Consider the following 19,463-nt stretch of genomic DNA (forward strand, 5'->3'; position numbering starts at 1 on the left):
TCGGGCACGCTTTAACGCCTAGCCACCAGTGTTTGCAGCAACAGCTGCGGGCGGATGACGTGCGGTGATATCGAACAGCGTGTAGGAAAGCGTCAGGTGCTTCACATCCTTGGGCATGTCACGGTCAACGATGAAACGTACCGGCATCTCGATCCGTTGACCGGGCTGCAGCACTTGCTGGGTAAAGCAGAAACATTCGGTCTTGTGGAAATACGCCGCCGCGGCGCTGGGCGCGATGCTCGGAACCGCCTGGGCGCTCATCGGCTGATCTGTAGGGTTGTGGGCGATGAAGATCATCTCGTTCACCGCTCCCGGATTCGCCGTCAGCTCATCGCTCTTGGGGTAGAAATCCCACGACATGTCGGCGGAATTGGTCGACAGAAACTGCACGCGAACCTGCCGCGAGGTGTCGACCGTTTGCTCGCCCTCATACTGCCCGCCGGTCTTGCCGTTGATGCCGAACGCCTTGCACATCACGTCGTAGATCGGCACCAGGGCAAACCCGAAGACAAACATCGCCACCACCACCAGCAACAGGCGCGTGACCAGTTTCTTCAAAGAAATAGAGTCAGCCATCGCTTCTAACCTCCGCAGAGAACCCTATGGGAGCTGCCCTTTGTGGCGAGGGAGCTTGCTCCCGCTCGGCTGCGAAGCAGGCGCAAACCTTTTGGGGCCGCTTCGCGACCCAGCGGGAGCAAGCTCCCTCGCCACACAGGCTCGCCCCCACAAAGGTCGCAGTGTTCATTTCACTTCCGGCGGCGTGGTGAAGGTGTGATACGGCGCCGGCGACGGAATGCTCCACTCCAGGCCTTCTGCTCCATCCCACGGCTTGGCCGGTGCCGGCTCGCCACCACGGATGGTCTTGATCACGATGAACAGGAAGAAGATCTGCGTGGCGCCGAACATGAATGCGCCGATCGACGAGACCATGTTGAAGTCGGCGAACTGCAGGTTGTAGTCGGGAATCCGCCGTGGCATGCCCGCCAGCCCTACAAAGTGCATCGGGAAGAACGCCAGGTTCATGCCGATGAACGAGAGCCAGAAGTGCAGCTTGCCGAGGGTTTCGTCGTACATGTGGCCGGTCCATTTCGGCAGCCAGTAGTAGGCCGAGGCGAAGATCCCGAAGATCGCCCCCGGTACCAGTACGTAATGGAAGTGCGCGACCACAAAGTAGGTGTCCTGGTACTGGAAGTCCGCCGGGGCGATGGCCAGCATCAACCCGGAGAACCCGCCGATGGAAAACAGGATCACGAACGCCACCGCAAACAGCATCGGTGTCTCGAAGGTCAGCGAGCCTTGCCACATGGTGCTGGCCCAGTTGAACACCTTCACGCCGGTCGGCACCGCGATCAGCAATGTGGCGTACATGAAGAACAACTCGCCCACCAGCGGAATGCCGACCACGAACATGTGGTGCGCCCAGACGATGAACGACAGGAACGCGATACTCGCCGTCGCATAGACCATCGAGGTGTAGCCGAACAGCGGCTTGCGCGAGAAGGCCGGAATGATCGAGCTGACGGCACCGAAGGCCGGCAGGATCATGATGTACACCTCGGGGTGACCGAAGAACCAGAACACGTGCTGGAACAACACCGGGTCACCACCACCGGCGGCACTGAAGAAACTGGTGCCGAAGTGGATGTCCATCAGCATCATCGTCACGCAGCCGGCCAGTACCGGCATCACCGCGATCAGCAGGAACGCGGTAATCAGCCAGGTCCAGACGAACAGCGGCATTTTCATCAACGTCATGCCGGGGGCGCGCAGGTTGAGGATGGTGGCGATCACGTTGATCGCGCCCATGATCGAACTGATCCCCATCAAGTGGATGGCGAAGATGAAGAAGGTCACGCTTTCCGGTGCGTAGGTCGTCGACAGCGGGGCGTAGAACGTCCAGCCGAAGTTCGGTCCGCCGCCGGGGGTGAACAGGGTCGATACCAGCAGGATGAACGCCGCCGGCAATAGCCAGAAGCTGAAGTTGTTCATCCGTGGCAGTGCCATATCCGGCGCGCCGATCATCAACGGGATCATCCAGTTGGCGAGGCCGACGAAAGCCGGCATCACCGCGCCGAAGACCATCACCAGGCCGTGCATGGTGGTCATCTGGTTGAAGAATTCCGGCTGGACGATTTGCAGTCCCGGCTGGAACAACTCGGCACGAATCACCATCGCGAACGAGCCGCCGAGCAAGAACATGGAGAACGCGAACCACAGGTACAGCGTGCCGATATCCTTGTGGTTGGTCGTCAGCACCCAGCGCATCAGGCCTTTGGCTGGGCCGTGGGCGTGGGCGGTGCCGGTATGAACATGGTCGTCGACGACAGCAGTCATGTCCTGTCTCCTGCAAACAGATGGGCTGGGCAGGCCGGGGCGCGATGCCCCGACGGGTTGCTTACGTGCGCAATAGACTGGGTCATTTGCTTTCCGCCTGTTTCAGCTCCAGCACTTCTTTAGGGGTGACCATGTCGCCTTTATTGTTGCCCCAGGCGTTACGTTCGTAGGTCACGACCGCTGCGATATCGACTTCCGAGAGCTGCTTGCCGAACGCCGCCATGGAGGTTCCGGGCTTGCCGTGGAAGACAATGCCCAAGTGATCCTTGATCGGTCCGGTAGCGATTTTCGAGCCCTTGAGCGCCGGGAACATCGGCGGCAGGCCCTGACCTTCGGCCTGGTGACAGGCGACGCAGGTGGTGTGATAGACCTTGTCGCCGCGCTCCTTGAGCTCCTCGAGGGTCCATTCCTTGCTGGTCAGTTCTTTGAGTTGGAGGGCTTCAGCCTTGCGTTCGGCCAGCCATTTTTCGTAATCGGCCTTTTCCTTGACCTCGACCACGATCGGCATGAAACCGTGGTCCTTGCCGCACAATTCGGCGCATTGACCGCGGTAGAGGCCGGGTTTGTCGACACGGGTCCAGGCTTCGTTGACGAACCCCGGAATCGCATCGCGCTTGACTGCAAAGGCCGGCACCCACCAGGAGTGGATAACGTCGGCGGAAGTCACCAGGAAGCGCACCTTGGCGCCGATCGGCAGCACCAAAGGCTTGTCGACCTCCAGCAAGTAGTGCTCGCTCTTGGCTTCCTTGTTGTTGATCTGATTGGCAGGCGTGGTCAGGTTGCTGAAGAACTCGACATCCTGGCCCAGGTATTTGTAGTGCCACTTCCACTGATAGCCGGTGACCTGGATATCGATATCCGGCTCACTGGCGTCGTACATCTTGATCAGGGTTGCGGTCGCGGGAACCGCCATGGCCACCAGGATCAGGAAGGGCACGATGGTCCAGAGGATTTCGACGGTGGTACTTTCATGAAATTTTGCGGCCACCTGCCCGGTCGAGCGGCGGTGGAGAATCATCGACCAGAACATGGCGCCGAAGACGATGACGCCGATCACTACACAGATCCAGAAAATGGTCATGTGCAGGTCAAATACTGCGTGACTGATTTCAGTCGCTCCAGGCGCCATATTCACAGTCCAGGCCGCTTGCGCCTGACTGAAAATCGACCACAACAGGAGGCCCATCCAGACATGTGGATGTCGCATCATTGCGGGTTCCCCTTATAGTTCTTTTTATCCCGCCGGCTTTCACCTGCGGCAAGGGAGCGGCTTTTTCAGACTACGAACTTGAATCGCCGAGCCTTGCTGCGTGTGCAGTCGGGCGTCATCAGCTAACTCCATTCCCACCCGAGTATAGACAGCGACTGCCACCTCGCAACGTGATGGCGTAAATCATCTGAAACAGCTGGGACTTGCGTTCCAGGGCACGAATGGAGAAGGATGCAGACGAGTGGTGGCAAATCGATATAACTTTGATGTCTCAAGGATGAAATAATTATGACAAATGCGTCTTAGCATTTTTCGTATGCCAGCTAAGTTATGTCTTCCCTATTTCATTGCCTTTGTTTCCTGGAGTTTTCATGAACACCGCCGCATTGCGCGAGCAGATCCAAAAAGCCCAACAACACGAAGCCGAAACCGGCCTGCTGACTCGTCAGCTGGAAACCCAATTGCCACACCTTCACTCCGCCATCCAATTGCCGGATGTCGACGCCAACGGCGTGATGACGCGTTTTGTGGCCGCGTATATAGAGCAAGTGCCGGACCTGCTGGACGCAGCCAATGAAGTCGCCAGGGAAGCGGGTATCGAATCACAGATCAAACCGGTGCTGAAAATCGCCGAGCAGTTCTTCCTTCAGCCGCCAGCGATCATGGCCGGTCACGTGGGTCTGGACAGCCTGCTGGACGAAGCCTATCTGGCACACCGCCTGGTCGAAGAGGTCAATGACCTGTACATCAAGCATTTTGGCCAGCCACTGATCCCCTTGGACATGACGGTTGCCAACCTGATTGCCCACCAACTGATCGGCGAAGAGTTCGCCAATCAACTGGATGAGGCGGTGCATCACGCCGTGGACGAGATGCTCAATGAAGACAGTTTCGCGCTGGAGTCCGTCGAGGCCTACCGCGAGAAACTCAACAGCCCCGACACCGGCGCTGCATGGAAGCGCTGGCCGTGCCTGTCGCGCCAGTTGGGCGTCGGCCTGGAGCTGGATCAGCCAGCGGCTTGATTCGTTGCCCATAAAAAATCGCAGCCTGTTGGCTGCGATTTTTTTTAAGCGGCTGCGGAGCCGACGCCCGTCGTGGTCCGCAATCGCCCTTCCAGCCTGCGCTTCAACCCCCGCGCTTCAATCAACAGTTTTGACCCCTTGGCCGCATTGGCCCGACTCCATTCCTCCAGCAACTCCAGGCACGAGTGATCGATGTAGCTCAGGTTATTGAGCGGCACATGCACCGTCGCGCCAGCCGGAATGGTTCCCAGCACCTGGGTCAGCGCCGGCACTTTGAGAAAGGTCGCTGCACCGATCAACCGCAATTCCATTTCGCCGTCCTTGGGCAGGTCGATCAGGCTGATTTTCAACCGCGAAGCCTTCCAGGCCAGTTTGGCCAGGGTCAGGCCGAAGCCGATCAGCACGCCAGTCAGCAGGTCGGTGAAGATGATCGCCAGGGCTGTTGCCGCGTAGGTGAACATCGGCATCCGGCCATAACGGCCCAGACCGCGGAAGGCCTTGAGGTCGACCAGTTTGAAACCGGTGTAAACCAGAACGCCCGCCAGGCTCGCCACCGGAATGCTTTGCAGCACGCTGGACAACAGCAACACGAAAGCCAGCAGCCACAAGCCATGGAAGATCGCCGACAGTCGCGTGGTGGCCCCTGCCTGGACGTTGGCCGAACTGCGTACGATCACGCCGGTCATTGGCAGCGCGCCGAGCAGGCCGCAAAGCATGTTGCCTACGCCTTGAGCCGACAATTCCCGGTCGAAGTCTGAGCGCTGGCCGCTGTGCATGCGGTCCACCGCGGCGGCTGAAAGCAGGGTTTCGGCGCTGGCGATAAACGCCACGGCAAATGCGGCGATCAGCAAGGTCGGGTCAGCCAGATTGAGCAAGTCGGCAGGCTTCAGCCAGTCGATGGCTTCTGCGAGGTTGGCCGGGACTTCCACGCGTTTGACCTGCAAGGCGAGCATCAGGCTGGCGACCGTCGCCAGGCCTACACCCAGCAGTGCGCCGGGAATGAAGCGCAGGGAATGGGGGCGGAATTTCTCCCACAGCCACATCACCGCAATCGTCGACAGTCCGAGCAACCCGGCTTGCCAACCGAAGGAGGGCAAGGCCTGCACGACGGCAGCGGGGAAGGCTGCCAGGTTGTCCAGCCCCGAAGGCTTGGGCACGGCGTCGAGCATCACATGCACCTGTGACAACACGATCAGTACACCAATCCCGGCGAGCATGCCGTAGACCACTGCTGGCGCCGTCACCCGGAACCAGCAGCCCAATTTAAAGCGCCCGGCCAGCAACTGCAGAAAACCCGCCAGTAACAGGATCGGACCGAGCATGGCGATACCATGCTGGCGCACCAGTTCGAACACCAGAACCGCCAAGCCGGCCGCCGGGCCGCTGACTTGCAGTGGCGAACCGGCAAGCCAGCCCACCACCAGGCCACCGATGATGCCGGTGATCAAGCCTTTGGATGGCGGCAGCCCCGAGGCGATGGCGATGCCCATGCACAAGGGCAGGGCGACGAGAAACACAACCACGGACGCCAGCAGCTCCCGTGGCAGAACAGCTTTAAGTTGAGCAGCACGCATGGTGACTCTCCCGAAGTTTTCTTCAGGCATGGCGAAGCCAGGCTGCCTGATCGGCAGCCTCGGCTAAACCACACAATGATTTAGGAGGATTTAGAAGCGCGCTTTAGGCGTCGCCACCGGAATCGGGTGGCTGCCATCGAGCGGCAGGAAACAACCCTTGTCCGCGTCGTAAGCTCTGATTTCGCTGGTTTCGATGTTGTAGATCCAGCCATGGATAAACAACTGACCATTGGCCATGCGCGAGGCTACCGACGGGTGCGTGCGCAAATGCTGCAGCTGGGCGATCACATTCTCCTCGGTGAGGACGTGCATGCTTTCGTTTTCGTCAGCGCAATGGCAGTTTTCCTGGACCATGGTTTTTGCCACTTCGGCATGACGCAACCAGGCTTTGACCGTCGGCATTTTTTCCAGGCTTTGCGGGTTGAGCACTGCGCGCATCGCGCCACAGTCAGAGTGCCCGCAGATGATGATGTGCTGCACGCCAAGGGCCAGGACGGCGTATTCGATCGCCGTGGATACACCGCCATTCATTTGCCCATAAGGCGGCACAACGTTGCCGACGTTACGGGTGACGAACAGATCGCCGGGGGCGCTTTGGGTGATCAGCTCGGGAACGATGCGCGAATCGGCGCAGGCGATGAACATCGCTCTGGGGCTCTGGGCCGTGGCGAGTTTTTTGAAGAGTTCTTCCTGCTGTGGAAAAACTTCGTGATGAAAATGCAAAAAGCCGTCAACGATATGCTGCAGCGCTGCATCGGCGGTTTCCGCCTCCGGTTGGGCTGAAGCCGACGCAGCCAACGGCTGTTTATCCTTGTCACTCATGATTCATCCTCTTTGGCGGAGTCAGGGAATTTTCCCGTTTTGTCCGGTGTGAAGCCAGTGGCTGTTTAAAAAACATCCAGGTCGAGAGCCTCGACCCATCAGTCACTCGATGAACAAGGTAGCGGTCGAAACTTAACTCAAACTGAATAAAACGCTCTAGAACGTGTGTTACAGCTCACAAAAAACGTGACTGGCGTAGTGGCAAAGTGCATTTCACCCTACTCAACCATAGGCCAATTGTCCTCAAATCAACGACATCTGGCGACCGGGCGGACAGAAGGCTTCGCAGTCCAGATTAAAACCTTCCCGACGATTGAGTCCCAGGCGTTTGATGGTTTTGGCAAAGCGCTGCGCCAGCAGATCGGCAAACGGCCCTTCGCCACGCATCCGGGCACCGAAGCGACTGTCGTAGAGCTCGCCGCCACGGCTTTGGCGAATCAGGCTCAACACATGCGCGGCACGCTGAGGATAGTGGGCCGCCAGCCATTCTTCGAACAGCGGTGCAACCTCCAGCGGCAAGCGCAGCATCATGTAGGCCGCACTTTGCGCCCCGGCGGCATGAGCTTCGGTGAGCAGGCTTTCGAGTTCACTGTCGTTGATCATCGGAATCATCGGCGAGCACAGAACGCCCACCTGAATTCCCGCTTCACGCATCACGCGGATCGCCCGCAACCGAGCCTTGGGTGCCGCGGCGCGCGGTTCGAGGATGCGTTTGAGCTCATCGTCCAGGGTAGTGAGGCTGATCATCACTGCTACCAGCCTCTGCTCGGCGAGTTCGGCCAGCAGGTCCAGATCCCGAAGAATCAGCGAGCCCTTGGTGATGATGGTCACGGGATGGCGATAGCGCAGCAGCACTTCGAGGGTTTTTCGGGTGATTTTGTGTTCGCGTTCGATCGGTTGATAAGGATCCGTATTGGAGCCCAGATTGATCGGCGCACATTGATAGCCGCGCTTGGACAGTTGTTCTTCCAGTACATCGGCGGCGTTGGTCTTGGCGATCAGTTTGGTTTCGAAATCCAGCCCTGGCGACATGTCCCAATAAGCGTGGCTGGGCCGTGCGTAGCAATAGATGCAACCGTGCTCGCAGCCGCGATAGGGATTGATCGAGCGATCGAAGGGCAAGTCCGGCGAGTTGTTGCGCGTGATGATGGTTTTCGCCGTTTCGATGCGCACCTCGGTGCCCTGGGTGATCGGCGCTTCCTGATACCAGCCGTCATCCTCGGCCACCGAGCGATTCGGCGCGAAACGGTTGTGCGGGTTGGTGGCGGTGCCGCGGCCGCGAGGTGGCAAGGGAGTAGACATCGACAAGGGTCCTTTGACTGTATGTTCATACAGTATAGGGGCTCGGCAAATTCGGCCAGTGCCGTTCGGCGCCTGGTAATTCTGAGTTCTTTGTATTTAACGCTCGTCACCATGAGATACATATAACGACTGGCATAGTTATAAGAGCTGTTAGTAATATCCCCCTCGCACGAAGTTTCGTGACCAACTATTAAATGGAATTAATCAATGTCGAATTACAATCAGCGCGGTATTTTTTTGCAACTGATGCGAGCCTCTACTGTTAGTCCAAAAGAAGTTCGGGTTTCCATGCAGTTTGCACTAAAGGAAGAGGGTTACGATCCGGAAAACCGTGCTGTCACTTACGCTCTGCTGGACTCGAGCACCCGCGAGGCCGTATCGAACGACGGCGGCGTGACTTTCACCATGGGTACCGCCCCTGCTGATGTGGACGGCGATGGTGACATCGACGCACAAGACAAGGCTGTTCTGCTGGCCTTGGCGAGTGCCTATTCGAAGATCGTCAAACCTTAATCGCGATTGAGGTTGTAACTGAAATCTAAAAAAAGCGGTATGGAATTTCCCATACCGCTTTTTTATTTAATGAGTCGTCGTTTCGCCCTTGTCATCACTTGAAGTTGTTCTCAAATAGTCTTCCCTTACCGCCATTACATCACTGGCTTTAACAGGGCCCCCTTTGTTTCCCCAACTAGTGGCAATGAAACTCACCACATCCGCTACTTCCTGATCCGACAAGCGCCAGGCGAAACCGGGCATGGTAAAGGTCGAAGGTGCCGTGTGAGTCGCCGGCAGCGTGCCGCCCTTGAGTACGATGTGAATCAGCGACGTCGGATCCTGCGACTGCAACACCGGGTTGCCTGCCAGCGCCGGGAACACTTTAGTGTAGCCATGGCCATCGGTACGGTGACAGGCCGCGCAGTTGTCGATGTACACCGAAGCGCCGGGCTTGCTGTCGTCCCCGTTCCACAGCGCCTGTGCCACCTGTTTGTCGTACTGGTGCGGCTGATCATTGGGATCATTCGCCGGCAGGGACTTGAGGTAACGGGCAATCGCGGTCAGATCGTTGTCGGTCATGTACTGCATGCTGTGTGTCACCACATCACTCATGCCGCCAAACACGGCGCTGCGATCACTGCGGCCGGTCTTGAGGAACTGCACCAATTGTTCTTCGCTCCAGCTGCCGAGGCCGTCTTTGTGATCACCGCGCAGACTTTTCGCGATCCAGCCTTCCAATGGCGCACTGCCTGACAGAAATGCGCTGCCTTCGCCTGCATTCAGGGATTTTTCCTGCATGGTCAGGGCACGCGGCGTATGGCACGCGCCGCAATGTCCGAGACCTTCCACCAGATACGCCCCACGACTGACCACGGCATCTTCGCCGGGTGGCGCTTTGTAGTCCGCCACAGCCGGGGCGAACATCCAGCGCCAACCCGCAAGCGGCCAGCGCATGCCCAAAGGCCAGGGAATGTCGCTGGCCTTGTTCGCCTGAGCGACAGGCGCCACGCCATGCATGAAGTAGGCGTACAAGGCGTTCATGTCGGTTTCGGTGACGCTGGCGTAGGACGGATACGGCATCGCCGGGTACAACGTACTACCGTTTTTGGCGACGCCATGGCGCACGGCCTTGTCGAAATCCTCAAGGCTGTAGTCACCCAGGCCGGTTTTGTCCGGCGTGATATTGGTGGAGTAGATCGTCCCGATCGGCGTTTCCATCGGCAAACCACCGGCGAACGGCTTGCCGTCCTTGGCGGTATGACAGGCCACGCAGTCACCTGCGCGGGCGAGGTACTCGCCTTGTTTGATCAGGTTTTGATCGATTTCTGCGGCGTTGATCGAGCCACAACCGAGCAGCGCCAGGGTCGCGATAACAAGTGCTTTCATGGTCATCGCTCCTTAAGCCTGAACCAGCGGGCCGGGGTTTTTCAGGTACTGCTCGCGGATCGCCCGGGCCGACCAGTAGGTCAATGCGGCCACCAGGCCGGTAGGGTTGTAGCCCAAACCTTGTGGGAAAGCTGACGCTCCGGGGACGAAAACGTTGTGTACGTCCCAGCTCTGCAAGTATCGGTTCAGGGCGCTGGTTTTCGGATCGGTGCCCATGATCGCGCCACCGTTGAGGTGGGTGGTCTGGTAAGACGCGGTGTTGAAGTGATCGCCAACCTTCTTGCCCAGCACGGCGATGGCCTTGGGGCTCATTGCTTCGGCGATCTTGCCCATTTTCTCGACCATGAAACGGTTCATCTTGATGTCGTTTTCCTGCCAGTCGAAGGTCATCCGCAACAGTGGCAAGCCGTAGGCATCGCGGTACACCGGGTCCAGATCGAGGTAATTGCCACGGTAGGATTGATGCGCGCCGTGGGCATCCATCGACACTTGATGGGTGTAGTAATCGGCGGTGGCACGTTTCCAGGCACTGCCCCAGGCCGGGGTGCCCGGTGGGTTGGATGTGCCAGCGATCGGTCGGCTGCCGGCCTGGTTGACCCACATCGGTGAGCCGCCGACGAAACCATGGGGGCCATGATCAAAGTTGTCGGCGTTGAAGTCGTCCACCGCCACGCCGTTACCGCCGGCACCAATAAAGTTGTTGGTGTGGGTGTCTTTGTCGAAGTAGGCCTTGATGGTGGCCATGTTCTGGTAGGCGAAGTTCTTGCCGACCACGCCTTCGCCGCTGATTGGGTCATACGGCTTGCCGATACCCGAAAGCAGCATCAGCCGAACATTGTGAAACTGGAAGGCACCGAGGATCACCAGGTCTGCCGGCTGCTCGATTTCCCGGCCCTGGCCGTCGATGTAGGTGACGCCTGTTGCCTTGCGCTTGGTGCTGTCGAGATTGACCCGCAGTACATGGGAGTTGGGCCGCAGCTCGAAATTGGGCAGCGGCTTGAGCGCCGGCAGAATGTTTACGTTCGGCGATGCCTTGGAATACATGTAGCAGACATAACCACTGCAAAAGCCGCAGAAGTTGCACGGGCCCATTTGTGCGCCGTAGGGGTTGGTGTAGGGGCCTGACGTATTGGCCGACGGCAGGTTGTAGGGTTTGTAACCCACTGCGGTGGCCGCTTTCTGAAACAGCTGTGCGGAAACAGTGTTCTTCTGCGATTCCAGCGGGAAATGATCGGAGCGATCCGGCGCGTACGGGTTGCCGCCCTTGCCTTCGCCGACCAATTGACCCTTCACCGTCCAGGCCTGTCCCGACGTGCCGAAAACCTTCTCGGCGTAATCGAAAAACGGTTCCAGCTCTTCATAGCTGACGCCGAAGTCCTGGATGGTCATGTCCTTGGGAATGAAGCTTTTGCCGTAGCGTTCTTCGTAGTGGCTACGCATGCGCAACTCGATCGGGTCGACCCGAAAGTGCACGCCGGACCAGTGCAAACCGGCGCCGCCGACACCGTTGCCGGGCAGGAAGGCGCCCAGTTGGCGGTTCGGCAGCGCGATGTCATTCACGCTGTGGCGAATGGTCACGGTCTCTTTGGAAATGTCCTGGAAGAGTTTTTTCCGCACGCTGTAGGTGAGTTCGTCGATCACCTGTGGATAGTTGCCATCGGGGTAAGTGTCCTGCATCGGCCCGCGCTCCAGCGCCAGCACATTCAGGCCGGCTTCTGTCAGCTCCTTGGCCATGATTGCGCCCGTCCAGCCAAAACCGACGATCACTGCGTCGACCTTCTTCATTACCGTTGCCATGCTCACGCCCTCTCGCCGCGAATTGAAACTGCCGGGAAGGGGTATTGCTCGTTGCGGTCCACCCAATCCATGAAATCGGCGCGGGCGCCGGGGAAGCCGATCATGGTCCAGCCGACCATGCCTTTATTGCCGCCGTGAATCGGGTCGCAGAAGAACCCTTCTTTGGTGTTTTGCAGCAGCAGGTTGAAGAAAATCTTCGCGGGGACACTGTCGAACTGCGGTTTTCCGACTTCGAGTTGCTTGAGCAAATCGTCTCGGGTAGCGCTGTCTTGCTCAGCAAATACTTTACCGTTGAGCGTTTTCGACCACGCATCCGTCGCGGCGATGCCCAGGCGATAAATCTCTTTGGGCACCAATTTGCTCTGCCAGCCCATTTCCGGAGCGGCGTCTGCGTTGAATGGTCCCTGCATGAACCACAACGCGCCGGCCGCGTAAGGCGTGTTCATCTGGCGGTCGATGTATTCAGGCACACCGGCTTCCAGAGCGCCTGGCCCTTGGGCATCGCTCGGAATCAATTGGGCGACAGCGGCGTTGATGAACGCCCATTCTTCGGCGGTGAAGTAGCTGGGTTCATAGGTGCTGGTGCTGACCGGCGCTTTGACGGGACCGGCCGGGGCTGCTTCGGGCGCGGCCATCAGGACTGCGCTGCCCAGACCGCTGCTGGCAACGGTGACCACCGGGATCAAGGTCAGGGATTTGCGCAAAAACTCACGCCGCGGGTTGTCTCGATCTTGATCGGACATAGGGTGGCACCTCATCAGGCAGTAGCGGTTTTTCAGCCGTCTCGCAGGACGACTTTTCGTTTTGGCACCGATGAAGATCGCCCCGCATCGGTAATATTGAGAAACAAATGGTAGCAGGCTAAGCATCAAGATGAACCGATTCAGCTGAAAAACCTCGGTTTTGCAACGAAAGCGATCGGCTGATTCACGATTCTTTGACAGAGGAGTCACAGGCCTTTGACCGCTGGGAGTTGAAGCTCAGTGTCATCTTCCCGATTCCTGAACGGTCACCCCGAGCATGTCTCTACTGCGTTGTACCCAGGCGATCTGCCTGTCGCTGGCCGCACTTTTAAACCTGCCGCTGGCCCTTGCCGACGACAGTGCATTACCCCGACCTGAGGAATGGGCTCAATCGGTCGAGGTGCAGTACAACCTTTTCAAAATGTCCCCGACGCTCTATCGCAGTGCATTGCCAGACAGGGGCGCTGTGCCGTTACTGGAAAAACTCAAGGTCGGGACGGTTATCTCGTTCTTGCCAGAGTCGGATTCAAGCTGGTTAACGACGCCAGGAATCGCACAAATACAGCTGCCCTACCGCACCAACCATGTGGATGACGCGGATGTACTCAATGCCCTTCGAACGATCCAGACCGCTGAAGCCAAGGGGCCGGTGCTGATGCACTGCAAACATGGCTCGGACCGCACGGGCTTAATGGCGGCGATGTACCGGGTCGTGTTGCAAGGCTGGAGCAAGGAAGACGCCCTGAACGAAATGACCCAGGGCGGCTTTGGTGACAGCACTCATTTCAAGGACAGCGTCCGTTACATGATGCAAGCCGATGTCGACAAGCTCCGCACCGCGTTGGCCAACGGCGATTGCAGCACCAGTCCGTTCGCCAGTTGTTCGATGAAGAACTGGTTCAAATCAGCCCATGTCGAGTAAATCGTTGCCTCAGCGGGGTAACGGCCTCTGACGAAAGCGCGAACAGATCTTCGGCAATCGGCCGTTCAAGAAACGCTTCCAGAGCGGTCAGCAAAGAACGCGAATCGCCCGAAGAAAAAAACGCCTCGCGAAAGGCTCGCCCTGTTTGCGCATTGAAAACCCAATCCTGTTGGAATCGCTTGAAGGCTTCGATAGCCAATACGTGTGACCACTGGTAGGCGTAAACGGAGGCGGCGTAACCGGTCACCAGATAATCGAAGCTGTTTGCGAACCGACAATAAGACGGCAGTTGCACGTGGGGAAGCTCCCGCTGAACCTCTTCGAATACTTGCTGGATGCTACGACCATCGCCTTGGCTGCGATGCACTTCGAAATCGAACATTGCGCCCAACAGCAAGAGTGCGGTTTGTCGGCTGGTCTGGGTTTCGAGGGCTGACAATGCCGCGTCTACCCGTGCCTCGGTCAAGCGTTCAGCGCTTTGGTGGTGGGCACCCAGCCATAACAGAAACTCCCGTGACAGGCACCATTGCTCGAATACTTGCCCTGCAAATTCCGCACTGTCGCGCCCCAGTTGGAAAATGCCGGAGAGGTTGTGATGCGGCGAACTCGTCAGCACATGCTGCAGACAATGACCGAACTCATGAAAAAGCACCCGCAGATCCTTGTACTCAAGCAGGCACGGATGGCCGTCGACCCCTGGTGTGAAGTTGCAGTGAAGATCGGCAATCGGTAGTGCTACGCGGCCTTCGGCGTTTCTTCGTCGGTTTCGCAGCGTGCCGGTCCAGGCGTAATCCGGGGCTTCCTTGCGGTGGTACGGGTCAAGATAAATATGCCCGAGGGTTTGGCCATGCTCGCTGATCTCAAACAGTCGCACATCGTTATGCCAGCGACTGAATTCAGCCTGCTCGAGAATCCGGATCCCGAACAGGCGTTCGCAGAACAGGCAGAGTCGTCGCAAGGTGCCGTCCAGGGGGAAATAGTCGCGCAGATTCTCCAGGGCTTGAGGGAAACGATGGTGGCGCAGTTTTTCAGCGAGAAATTCGTGGTCCCAGGCCTGTACTTCCGAAATGCCCCGTTCGAGCGCAAACGCTTGTAGCTCCTTTGAATCCTGTGCAAGTGACGGTGTGTTCAACGTAACTTGTCGACGCAGAAAACGCTGAACCTGATCGGTGGACTCAGCCGCTGCGGTGGCCAGACGCAGTTGCGCGAAATTGTCGAAACCAAGCAGTTCGGCTTTCTGGTGGCGCAGCGAAAGCATCAGCGTCAGTACAGGATCATTATCGAACTCGTCGGTATTCGGGCCTTGATCGGACGCGCGCGTGGAATACGCCACGAAATATTCTTCTCGCAATGCCCGATTTTCGGCGTACATCATGATTTGCTGGCAGGTGTTTTCATCCAGGGGAATCAGCCAGCCTTCATGTCCTGCTTCTTTGGCCAGGTGTTTCAGGCGATTTTTTACGGTGGGGTATAAACCTTCCAGAACCGCAACGTCATCGACGTGCTTGGTCCAGGCAGCGTTGGCACTTTTCAGATGGATGAGAAACAGCTCTTCGAGTCGATTAATGTCGAGGTTCAACCGGGCCAGCTTTTCCCGTTGCGCCCGGGGCAATTCGATTCCCGCCAATTGAAATTTGCGCAGAATCTTGGCCAGCGCGGCCTTGCGTGGCTCATCGAAGTTGAGGGCGATCGAACTGTTCGCCAACCGCTGGTATGCCTCAAACAACGCGCGATTGCTCATTTTTTCGGATTGGTACTTCGCTCCGGCGTCATTGCATGCAGCAACTGCCGTGTTCCAGGCGGTATCGTCGTGTTTCGTCATCGCCAGGGTCTGGATGATGTCCAAAGCCTCGCTCAGCCGTGCATCGACTTCATCGATGGCCAGAACCAGATCATCCCAATTGGGAAGTACGGATTGGCTGATGATGGTTTCGGCAATGACCTGTCGGTTGTCGGTGATGATCGTTGTGATTGCCGGCACGAGGTGTTCGGTGCGGATCTGCGACCAGGGCGGCAGGTCCCAGGCCTGCAAAAGCGGATTGGTGTCGGGCATGGCGTCTTCCTTGAGTAGAGGCTGAATGTGGTCAGCCTATAAAGGAAGCGCAGGGCAAAGGTGGTAGATAGATACCACCTTCCACTCCGTTCTGAAGTGGAAGGTGGCGGTGACTCAGTGTTGCTCGTCAGGTTTTTTCTTCAGCTTCGGATTGGGGAAAAACTGCACGGCCTGAACCTTGGCGTCCGGGACCTTCAGCGCCGAAGTGTTGACCCGCGTGCCCAACTCCTTGGGCACGGACAGGCCTTGTTCATTCAGCGTGTCGGAATAACCGCAGGCCACGCACTCACGGTGCGGGACAGCGTCTTCGTTCCACATCATCAACTTGTCCGGCTCGCTGCAGGCCGGGCAGACTGCCCCGGCGATAAAGCGTTTTTTCGTGATCACAGGACCCTCGCTCATGCTGCCGCGACCTCACTCAGGCCGCTGTGGCGCAAGAGTGCGTCAATCGACGGCGGACGTCCGCGGAAGTCGACGAACAGCACCATCGGTTCCTGGGAGCCACCGCGCGCCAGGATCGCTTCGCGGAAGGCGCGGCCGGTTTCGGCGTTGAGTACGCCTTCTTCTTCGAATTTCGAGAAGGCATCGGCGGACAGCACTTCAGCCCATTTGTAGCTGTAGTAGCCCGCCGCATAACCGCCGGCGAAAATGTGGGCGAAGCTGTTGGGGAAACGGTTGTAGGCCGGCGGACGCATGACCGAGACCTCGTCGCGTACGCCTTCAAGTACCTGCGCCACGCTACGGCCATCACCGTGGGTGGCGTGCAGGTCGAAGTCGAACAGCGAGAACTCCAGTTGGCGGACCATCATCAGACCGGACTGGAAGTTCTTCGCGGCGAGCATTTTCTCCAGCAGGTCCTGAGGCAGCGGTTCGCCGGTTTCATAGTGACCGGAGATCAGCGCCAGACCTTCAGGCTCCCAGCACCAGTTCTCCATGAACTGGCTTGGCAGCTCGACCGCATCCCAGGCCACGCCGTTGATGCCGGATACGCCGGCGTGTTCAACGCGGGTCAACAAGTGATGCAAGCCGTGACCGAATTCGTGGAACAGGGTGGTCACTTCATCGTGGGTCAACAGCGCTGGCTTGCCGCTGTCGGCCGGGGTGAAGTTGCACACCAGGTTCGCCACCGGACTTTGCAGTACGCCGCTGATCGTGCGGCGACGGTCACGGGCGCCGTCCATCCAGGCACCGCCGCGCTTGTTGGCGCGGGCGTAGAGGTCGAAGAAGAAGCGGCCGACGTGCTGGCCGTTTTCCTTGATCTCGAACAGGCGAACATCCGGGTGCCAGGTGTCGAAGCCTTTCAGTTCGGCGATTTCAATGCCGTACAGGCGCTGAACGATAGCGAACAGACCGCCCAGCACTTTATCGATCGGGAAGTAAGCGCGAAGGGCTTCCTGGGCAACGCTGTAGCGCTGCTCGCGAAGCTTTTCACCGTAGAAACCGCTGTCCCAGCTTTGCAGATCCGGGCAGCCTTGTTCGGCGGCGTACGCCTTGAGCTGTTCCAGATCCCGGGCGGCGAACGGCTTGCTGCGCTTGGCCAGATCGCGCAGGAAACTCAGCACCTGATCGCTGGATTCGGCCATTTTGGTGGCCAGGCTCAGCTCCGAGAAGCTGGCGAAACCGAGCAGCTTCGCCAATTCCTGACGCAGGTCGAGGATTTCTTCCATGACCGGGCCGTTATCGTTCTGACCGGCATTCGGGCCTTGGTCCGACGCACGGGTGCAGTAGGCGGCGTAGACTTCTTCGCGCAGGGTGCGGTCCTGGGCGTAGGTCATCACCGCGTAGTAGCTCGGGAATTCCAGGGTGATCAGGAAGCCTTCCAGGCCTTTGGCCTGTGCCGCCGCGGCCATTTGCGCCTTGGCCGAATCGGTCAGGCCGGCGAGGGCGGCTTCATCGGTGACGTGCTTGGTCCAGGCCTGAGTGGCGTCTAGCAGCTGGTTGGAGAAACGGCTGCCCAGCTCCGACAATTTGCTCTGCACTTCGGCGTAACGCTTTTGTTCGGCTTCCGGCAGGTCGATACCCGACAGACGGAAGTCACGCAGGGAGTGTTCCAGGATAGTTTTCTGCGCCACCTCGAAACCGGCCGCTTCAGGGCTGTTGGCCAGCGCTTCGAATGCCTCGAACAACTCGCGGTTCTGGCCCAATTCGGTGGAGTAGGCACTCAAGGCCGGCAGACAGGACTCATAGGCTTCGCGCAATTCGGCGCTATTGCACACGGCGTTCAGGTGACTGACCGGGCTCCAGGCGGCGCCCAGTCGATCGTTCAGCTCGTCCATCGCCAGCACCAGGCCGGCCCAGGTCGGTTGTTTGCCTTGGGTTTTGAGGATCTCGGTAATGGCGGCGCGGTTGTCAGCCAGGATCTGTTCAATAGCCGGTTGCACGTGTTCGGCACGGATCGCCGAGAACGGCGGCAGGTCGTAGGACTGCAAAAGAGGGTTGTTCACGCTCACGGTTGGCACCTTGGCTGGAAGAAACATTGCGCCATCTTAATTACAATCGACGCTCACCGCAGCTATCAGCAAAAGAGAGAGCCTATCGTGACCCTTCGCAAGTATCAGAACCACACGCCGCTACTGGGCAAAGGCGCCTTTGTCGACGGTTCGGCGGTGGTGATCGGCGACGTTGAAATCGGCGAAGACAGCTCGGTCTGGCCGCTGACGGTGATCCGTGGCGACATGCACCGCATCCGTATCGGCGCGCGCACCAGCGTGCAGGACGGCTGTGTGCTGCACATCACCCACGCCGGGCCGTTCAATCCCGATGGCTTTCCGTTGCTGATTGGCGACGATGTGACCATCGCGCATAAAGTCATGCTCCACGGCTGCACCGTGGGCAATCGGATTCTGATCGGCATGGGCAGCATCGTCATGGACGGTGCGGTGGTCGAGGACGATGTGATCATCGGTGCTGGCAGCCTGGTGCCACCGGGCAAACGCCTGGAAAGCGGCTTCCTTTATGTGGGCAGCCCGGTGAAGCAGATTCGGCCACTGACTGACAAGGAAAAAGCCTTTTTCACCTACAGCGCAGCGAACTACGTGAAGCTCAAGAATTTGCACTTGGCTGAAGGCTACGACCAGCTCTGACCCTGCGCCCTTATTCAGGATTCAACATGCATTACCAAACCGTATTGTTCGACCTCGATGGCACCCTGACCGATCCACGCGAGGGCATCACCCGTTCGATCCAGTACGCCTTGAGCAAACTGGGGATCGATGAGCCCGACCTGAGCAAACTTGAACACTTCATCGGTCCGCCGTTGTTGCAGGCGTTCATGCAGTTCTACGACTTCGACGAGCCCAAGGCCTGGGAAGCGGTGAACTTCTATCGCGAACGCTTCAAGGTCACCGGCCTGTACGAAAACCGCGTATTCGACGGCGTCACTCCCCTGTTGGAAACCCTCGGCGACCAAGGGCGACAGCTGTACATCGCGACGTCCAAACCGTGGATTTTTGCCCGGGAAATTGCCCGGCACTTCGACTTTGCCAAGCACTTCAAAGTGATCTATGGCAGCGAACTGGATGGTACCCGGACCAACAAAGTCGAGCTGATCGCCCACTTGATGGCCGAACAAGGCCTGGACCCGGCCAGCACCCTGATGATCGGTGATCGTAAACACGACCTGATCGGGGCGCGCAGTAACGGGCTGGATGCCGCGGCGGTGGGTTACGGTTTTGGCAGTCGGGAAGAGTTGAGCGCAGAAGCCCCGACCTGGCACTTCGAGACGCTGGAGGAGATGCACCAGGCGTTTTTGCGGCGCTAATGAAATTGCTTTCGCGGGCAAGCCACGCTCCCACAGGATCCGT

Annotated in this window: 17 protein-coding genes; 5 read left to right on the forward strand and 12 right to left on the reverse strand. The window is 58.5% G+C overall.

Going from position 1 to position 19,463, the window contains the following annotated elements:
- Positions 1-18: 18 nt before the first annotated feature.
- From AC3WP4_RS19955 to coxB, 3 genes are all read right to left on the reverse strand, one after another.
- On the reverse strand, positions 19-576 hold the full coding sequence (locus tag AC3WP4_RS19955) for a cytochrome c oxidase assembly protein (RefSeq protein ID WP_074872327.1): 558 nt from the start codon (positions 574-576) through the stop codon (positions 19-21).
- A 165-nt stretch (positions 577-741) separates the two neighbouring features.
- Positions 742-2,334: a cytochrome c oxidase subunit I gene (ctaD, locus tag AC3WP4_RS19960; RefSeq protein WP_074872329.1), complete on the reverse strand. Its 1,593-nt coding sequence runs from the start codon at positions 2,332-2,334 to the stop codon at positions 742-744.
- An 82-nt stretch (positions 2,335-2,416) separates the two neighbouring features.
- Positions 2,417-3,544, reverse strand: coding sequence for a cytochrome c oxidase subunit II (gene coxB / locus AC3WP4_RS19965; protein WP_102615804.1), 1,128 nt, complete (start codon positions 3,542-3,544; stop codon positions 2,417-2,419).
- 371 nt (positions 3,545-3,915) lie between these two features.
- Here coxB and AC3WP4_RS19970 point away from each other — a divergent pair, with 371 nt between their 5' ends.
- Complete coding sequence (locus AC3WP4_RS19970; protein WP_008152480.1) at positions 3,916-4,566, forward strand: hypothetical protein; 651 nt, start codon at positions 3,916-3,918, stop codon at positions 4,564-4,566.
- Positions 4,567-4,610: 44 nt separating this feature from the next.
- Here AC3WP4_RS19970 and AC3WP4_RS19975 read toward each other — a convergent pair whose 3' ends face one another.
- From AC3WP4_RS19975 to AC3WP4_RS19985, 3 genes are all read right to left on the reverse strand, one after another.
- A complete protein-coding gene (locus AC3WP4_RS19975; protein ID WP_074872333.1) occupies positions 4,611-6,140 on the reverse strand; it encodes a SulP family inorganic anion transporter in 1,530 nt (509 codons plus the stop codon).
- 90 nt (positions 6,141-6,230) lie between these two features.
- Positions 6,231-6,962 carry a carbonic anhydrase gene (locus AC3WP4_RS19980; protein ID WP_033059830.1) on the reverse strand — a complete coding sequence of 244 codons (732 nt, stop codon included), beginning with the start codon at positions 6,960-6,962 and terminating at the stop codon, positions 6,231-6,233.
- A gap of 243 nt (positions 6,963-7,205) precedes the next feature.
- On the reverse strand, positions 7,206-8,264 hold the full coding sequence (locus AC3WP4_RS19985) for a PA0069 family radical SAM protein (protein WP_102615805.1): 1,059 nt from the start codon (positions 8,262-8,264) through the stop codon (positions 7,206-7,208).
- A 207-nt stretch (positions 8,265-8,471) separates the two neighbouring features.
- Here AC3WP4_RS19985 and AC3WP4_RS19990 point away from each other — a divergent pair, with 207 nt between their 5' ends.
- Positions 8,472-8,777 carry a hypothetical protein gene (locus AC3WP4_RS19990; RefSeq protein ID WP_074872337.1) on the forward strand — a complete coding sequence of 102 codons (306 nt, stop codon included), beginning with the start codon at positions 8,472-8,474 and terminating at the stop codon, positions 8,775-8,777.
- A gap of 66 nt (positions 8,778-8,843) precedes the next feature.
- On the opposite strand, the gene AC3WP4_RS19995 is transcribed toward AC3WP4_RS19990, so the two are convergent.
- Genes AC3WP4_RS19995 through AC3WP4_RS20005 form a run of 3 tightly spaced genes read right to left on the reverse strand, consistent with a single transcriptional unit; the run spans position 8,844 to position 12,685 of the window.
- Positions 8,844-10,145, reverse strand: coding sequence for a c-type cytochrome (locus AC3WP4_RS19995; RefSeq protein ID WP_102615806.1), 1,302 nt, complete (start codon positions 10,143-10,145; stop codon positions 8,844-8,846).
- 12 nt (positions 10,146-10,157) lie between these two features.
- Positions 10,158-11,942: a GMC family oxidoreductase gene (locus AC3WP4_RS20000; RefSeq protein ID WP_074872341.1), complete on the reverse strand. Its 1,785-nt coding sequence runs from the start codon at positions 11,940-11,942 to the stop codon at positions 10,158-10,160.
- A gap of 2 nt (positions 11,943-11,944) precedes the next feature.
- Positions 11,945-12,685, reverse strand: a complete 741-nt coding sequence (locus AC3WP4_RS20005; RefSeq protein WP_102615807.1) for a gluconate 2-dehydrogenase subunit 3 family protein — start codon at positions 12,683-12,685, stop codon at positions 11,945-11,947.
- Positions 12,686-12,962: 277 nt separating this feature from the next.
- Between AC3WP4_RS20005 and AC3WP4_RS20010 the strand changes: the two genes are divergently transcribed.
- Positions 12,963-13,607 (forward strand): phosphatase domain-containing protein, encoded by a 645-nt coding sequence (locus AC3WP4_RS20010; protein WP_102615808.1) that lies wholly within the window; start codon positions 12,963-12,965, stop codon positions 13,605-13,607.
- Here the strand turns inward: AC3WP4_RS20010 and AC3WP4_RS20015 are convergent.
- The 3 genes from AC3WP4_RS20015 to prlC form a co-directional block, all read right to left on the reverse strand.
- Entirely contained in the window at positions 13,585-15,660 is a 2,076-nt protein-coding gene (locus AC3WP4_RS20015; protein ID WP_102615809.1) for a M3 family metallopeptidase, read from the reverse strand. The two genes, AC3WP4_RS20010 and AC3WP4_RS20015, sit on opposite strands and share 23 nt — an antisense overlap.
- A 114-nt stretch (positions 15,661-15,774) precedes the next feature.
- Positions 15,775-16,062 carry a YheV family putative zinc ribbon protein gene (locus tag AC3WP4_RS20020; RefSeq protein WP_074872347.1) on the reverse strand — a complete coding sequence of 96 codons (288 nt, stop codon included), beginning with the start codon at positions 16,060-16,062 and terminating at the stop codon, positions 15,775-15,777.
- The gene (prlC, locus tag AC3WP4_RS20025) at positions 16,059-18,137 is read right to left on the reverse strand and encodes an oligopeptidase A (RefSeq protein WP_173860476.1); all 2,079 of its coding nucleotides are present in this window, start codon (positions 18,135-18,137) and stop codon (positions 16,059-16,061) included. Before prlC ends, AC3WP4_RS20020 begins: the two co-directional genes overlap by 4 nt.
- 60 nt (positions 18,138-18,197) lie before the next feature.
- On the opposite strand from prlC, the gene AC3WP4_RS20030 reads away from it, so the two are divergent.
- Complete coding sequence (locus AC3WP4_RS20030; RefSeq protein WP_102615810.1) at positions 18,198-18,743, forward strand: gamma carbonic anhydrase family protein; 546 nt, start codon at positions 18,198-18,200, stop codon at positions 18,741-18,743.
- 26 nt (positions 18,744-18,769) lie between these two features.
- Positions 18,770-19,420: an HAD family hydrolase gene (locus tag AC3WP4_RS20035; RefSeq protein WP_102615811.1), complete on the forward strand. Its 651-nt coding sequence runs from the start codon at positions 18,770-18,772 to the stop codon at positions 19,418-19,420.
- The last annotated feature ends 43 nt before the right edge of the window (positions 19,421-19,463 follow it).

It is taken from the genome of Pseudomonas sp. FW305-20 (assembly GCF_058788075.1).

What these genes read in the sequence shown, in the direction of transcription:
- AC3WP4_RS19955 (WP_074872327.1), bottom strand. Translation starts at nt 576, where the DNA reads ATGGCTGACTCTATTTCTTTGAAGAAACTGGTCACGCGCCTGTTGCTG.
- ctaD (WP_074872329.1), bottom strand. Translation starts at nt 2,334, where the DNA reads ATGACTGCTGTCGTCGACGACCATGTTCATACCGGCACCGCCCACGCC.
- coxB (WP_102615804.1), bottom strand. Translation starts at nt 3,544, where the DNA reads ATGATGCGACATCCACATGTCTGGATGGGCCTCCTGTTGTGGTCGATT.
- AC3WP4_RS19970 (WP_008152480.1), top strand. Translation starts at nt 3,916, where the DNA reads ATGAACACCGCCGCATTGCGCGAGCAGATCCAAAAAGCCCAACAACAC.
- AC3WP4_RS19975 (WP_074872333.1), bottom strand. Translation starts at nt 6,140, where the DNA reads ATGCGTGCTGCTCAACTTAAAGCTGTTCTGCCACGGGAGCTGCTGGCG.
- AC3WP4_RS19980 (WP_033059830.1), bottom strand. Translation starts at nt 6,962, where the DNA reads ATGAGTGACAAGGATAAACAGCCGTTGGCTGCGTCGGCTTCAGCCCAA.
- AC3WP4_RS19985 (WP_102615805.1), bottom strand. Translation starts at nt 8,264, where the DNA reads ATGTCTACTCCCTTGCCACCTCGCGGCCGCGGCACCGCCACCAACCCG.
- AC3WP4_RS19990 (WP_074872337.1), top strand. Translation starts at nt 8,472, where the DNA reads ATGTCGAATTACAATCAGCGCGGTATTTTTTTGCAACTGATGCGAGCC.
- AC3WP4_RS19995 (WP_102615806.1), bottom strand. Translation starts at nt 10,145, where the DNA reads ATGAAAGCACTTGTTATCGCGACCCTGGCGCTGCTCGGTTGTGGCTCG.
- AC3WP4_RS20000 (WP_074872341.1), bottom strand. Translation starts at nt 11,942, where the DNA reads ATGGCAACGGTAATGAAGAAGGTCGACGCAGTGATCGTCGGTTTTGGC.
- AC3WP4_RS20005 (WP_102615807.1), bottom strand. Translation starts at nt 12,685, where the DNA reads ATGTCCGATCAAGATCGAGACAACCCGCGGCGTGAGTTTTTGCGCAAA.
- AC3WP4_RS20010 (WP_102615808.1), top strand. Translation starts at nt 12,963, where the DNA reads ATGTCTCTACTGCGTTGTACCCAGGCGATCTGCCTGTCGCTGGCCGCA.
- AC3WP4_RS20015 (WP_102615809.1), bottom strand. Translation starts at nt 15,660, where the DNA reads ATGCCCGACACCAATCCGCTTTTGCAGGCCTGGGACCTGCCGCCCTGG.
- AC3WP4_RS20020 (WP_074872347.1), bottom strand. Translation starts at nt 16,062, where the DNA reads ATGAGCGAGGGTCCTGTGATCACGAAAAAACGCTTTATCGCCGGGGCA.
- prlC (WP_173860476.1), bottom strand. Translation starts at nt 18,137, where the DNA reads ATGTTTCTTCCAGCCAAGGTGCCAACCGTGAGCGTGAACAACCCTCTT.
- AC3WP4_RS20035 (WP_102615811.1), top strand. Translation starts at nt 18,770, where the DNA reads ATGCATTACCAAACCGTATTGTTCGACCTCGATGGCACCCTGACCGAT.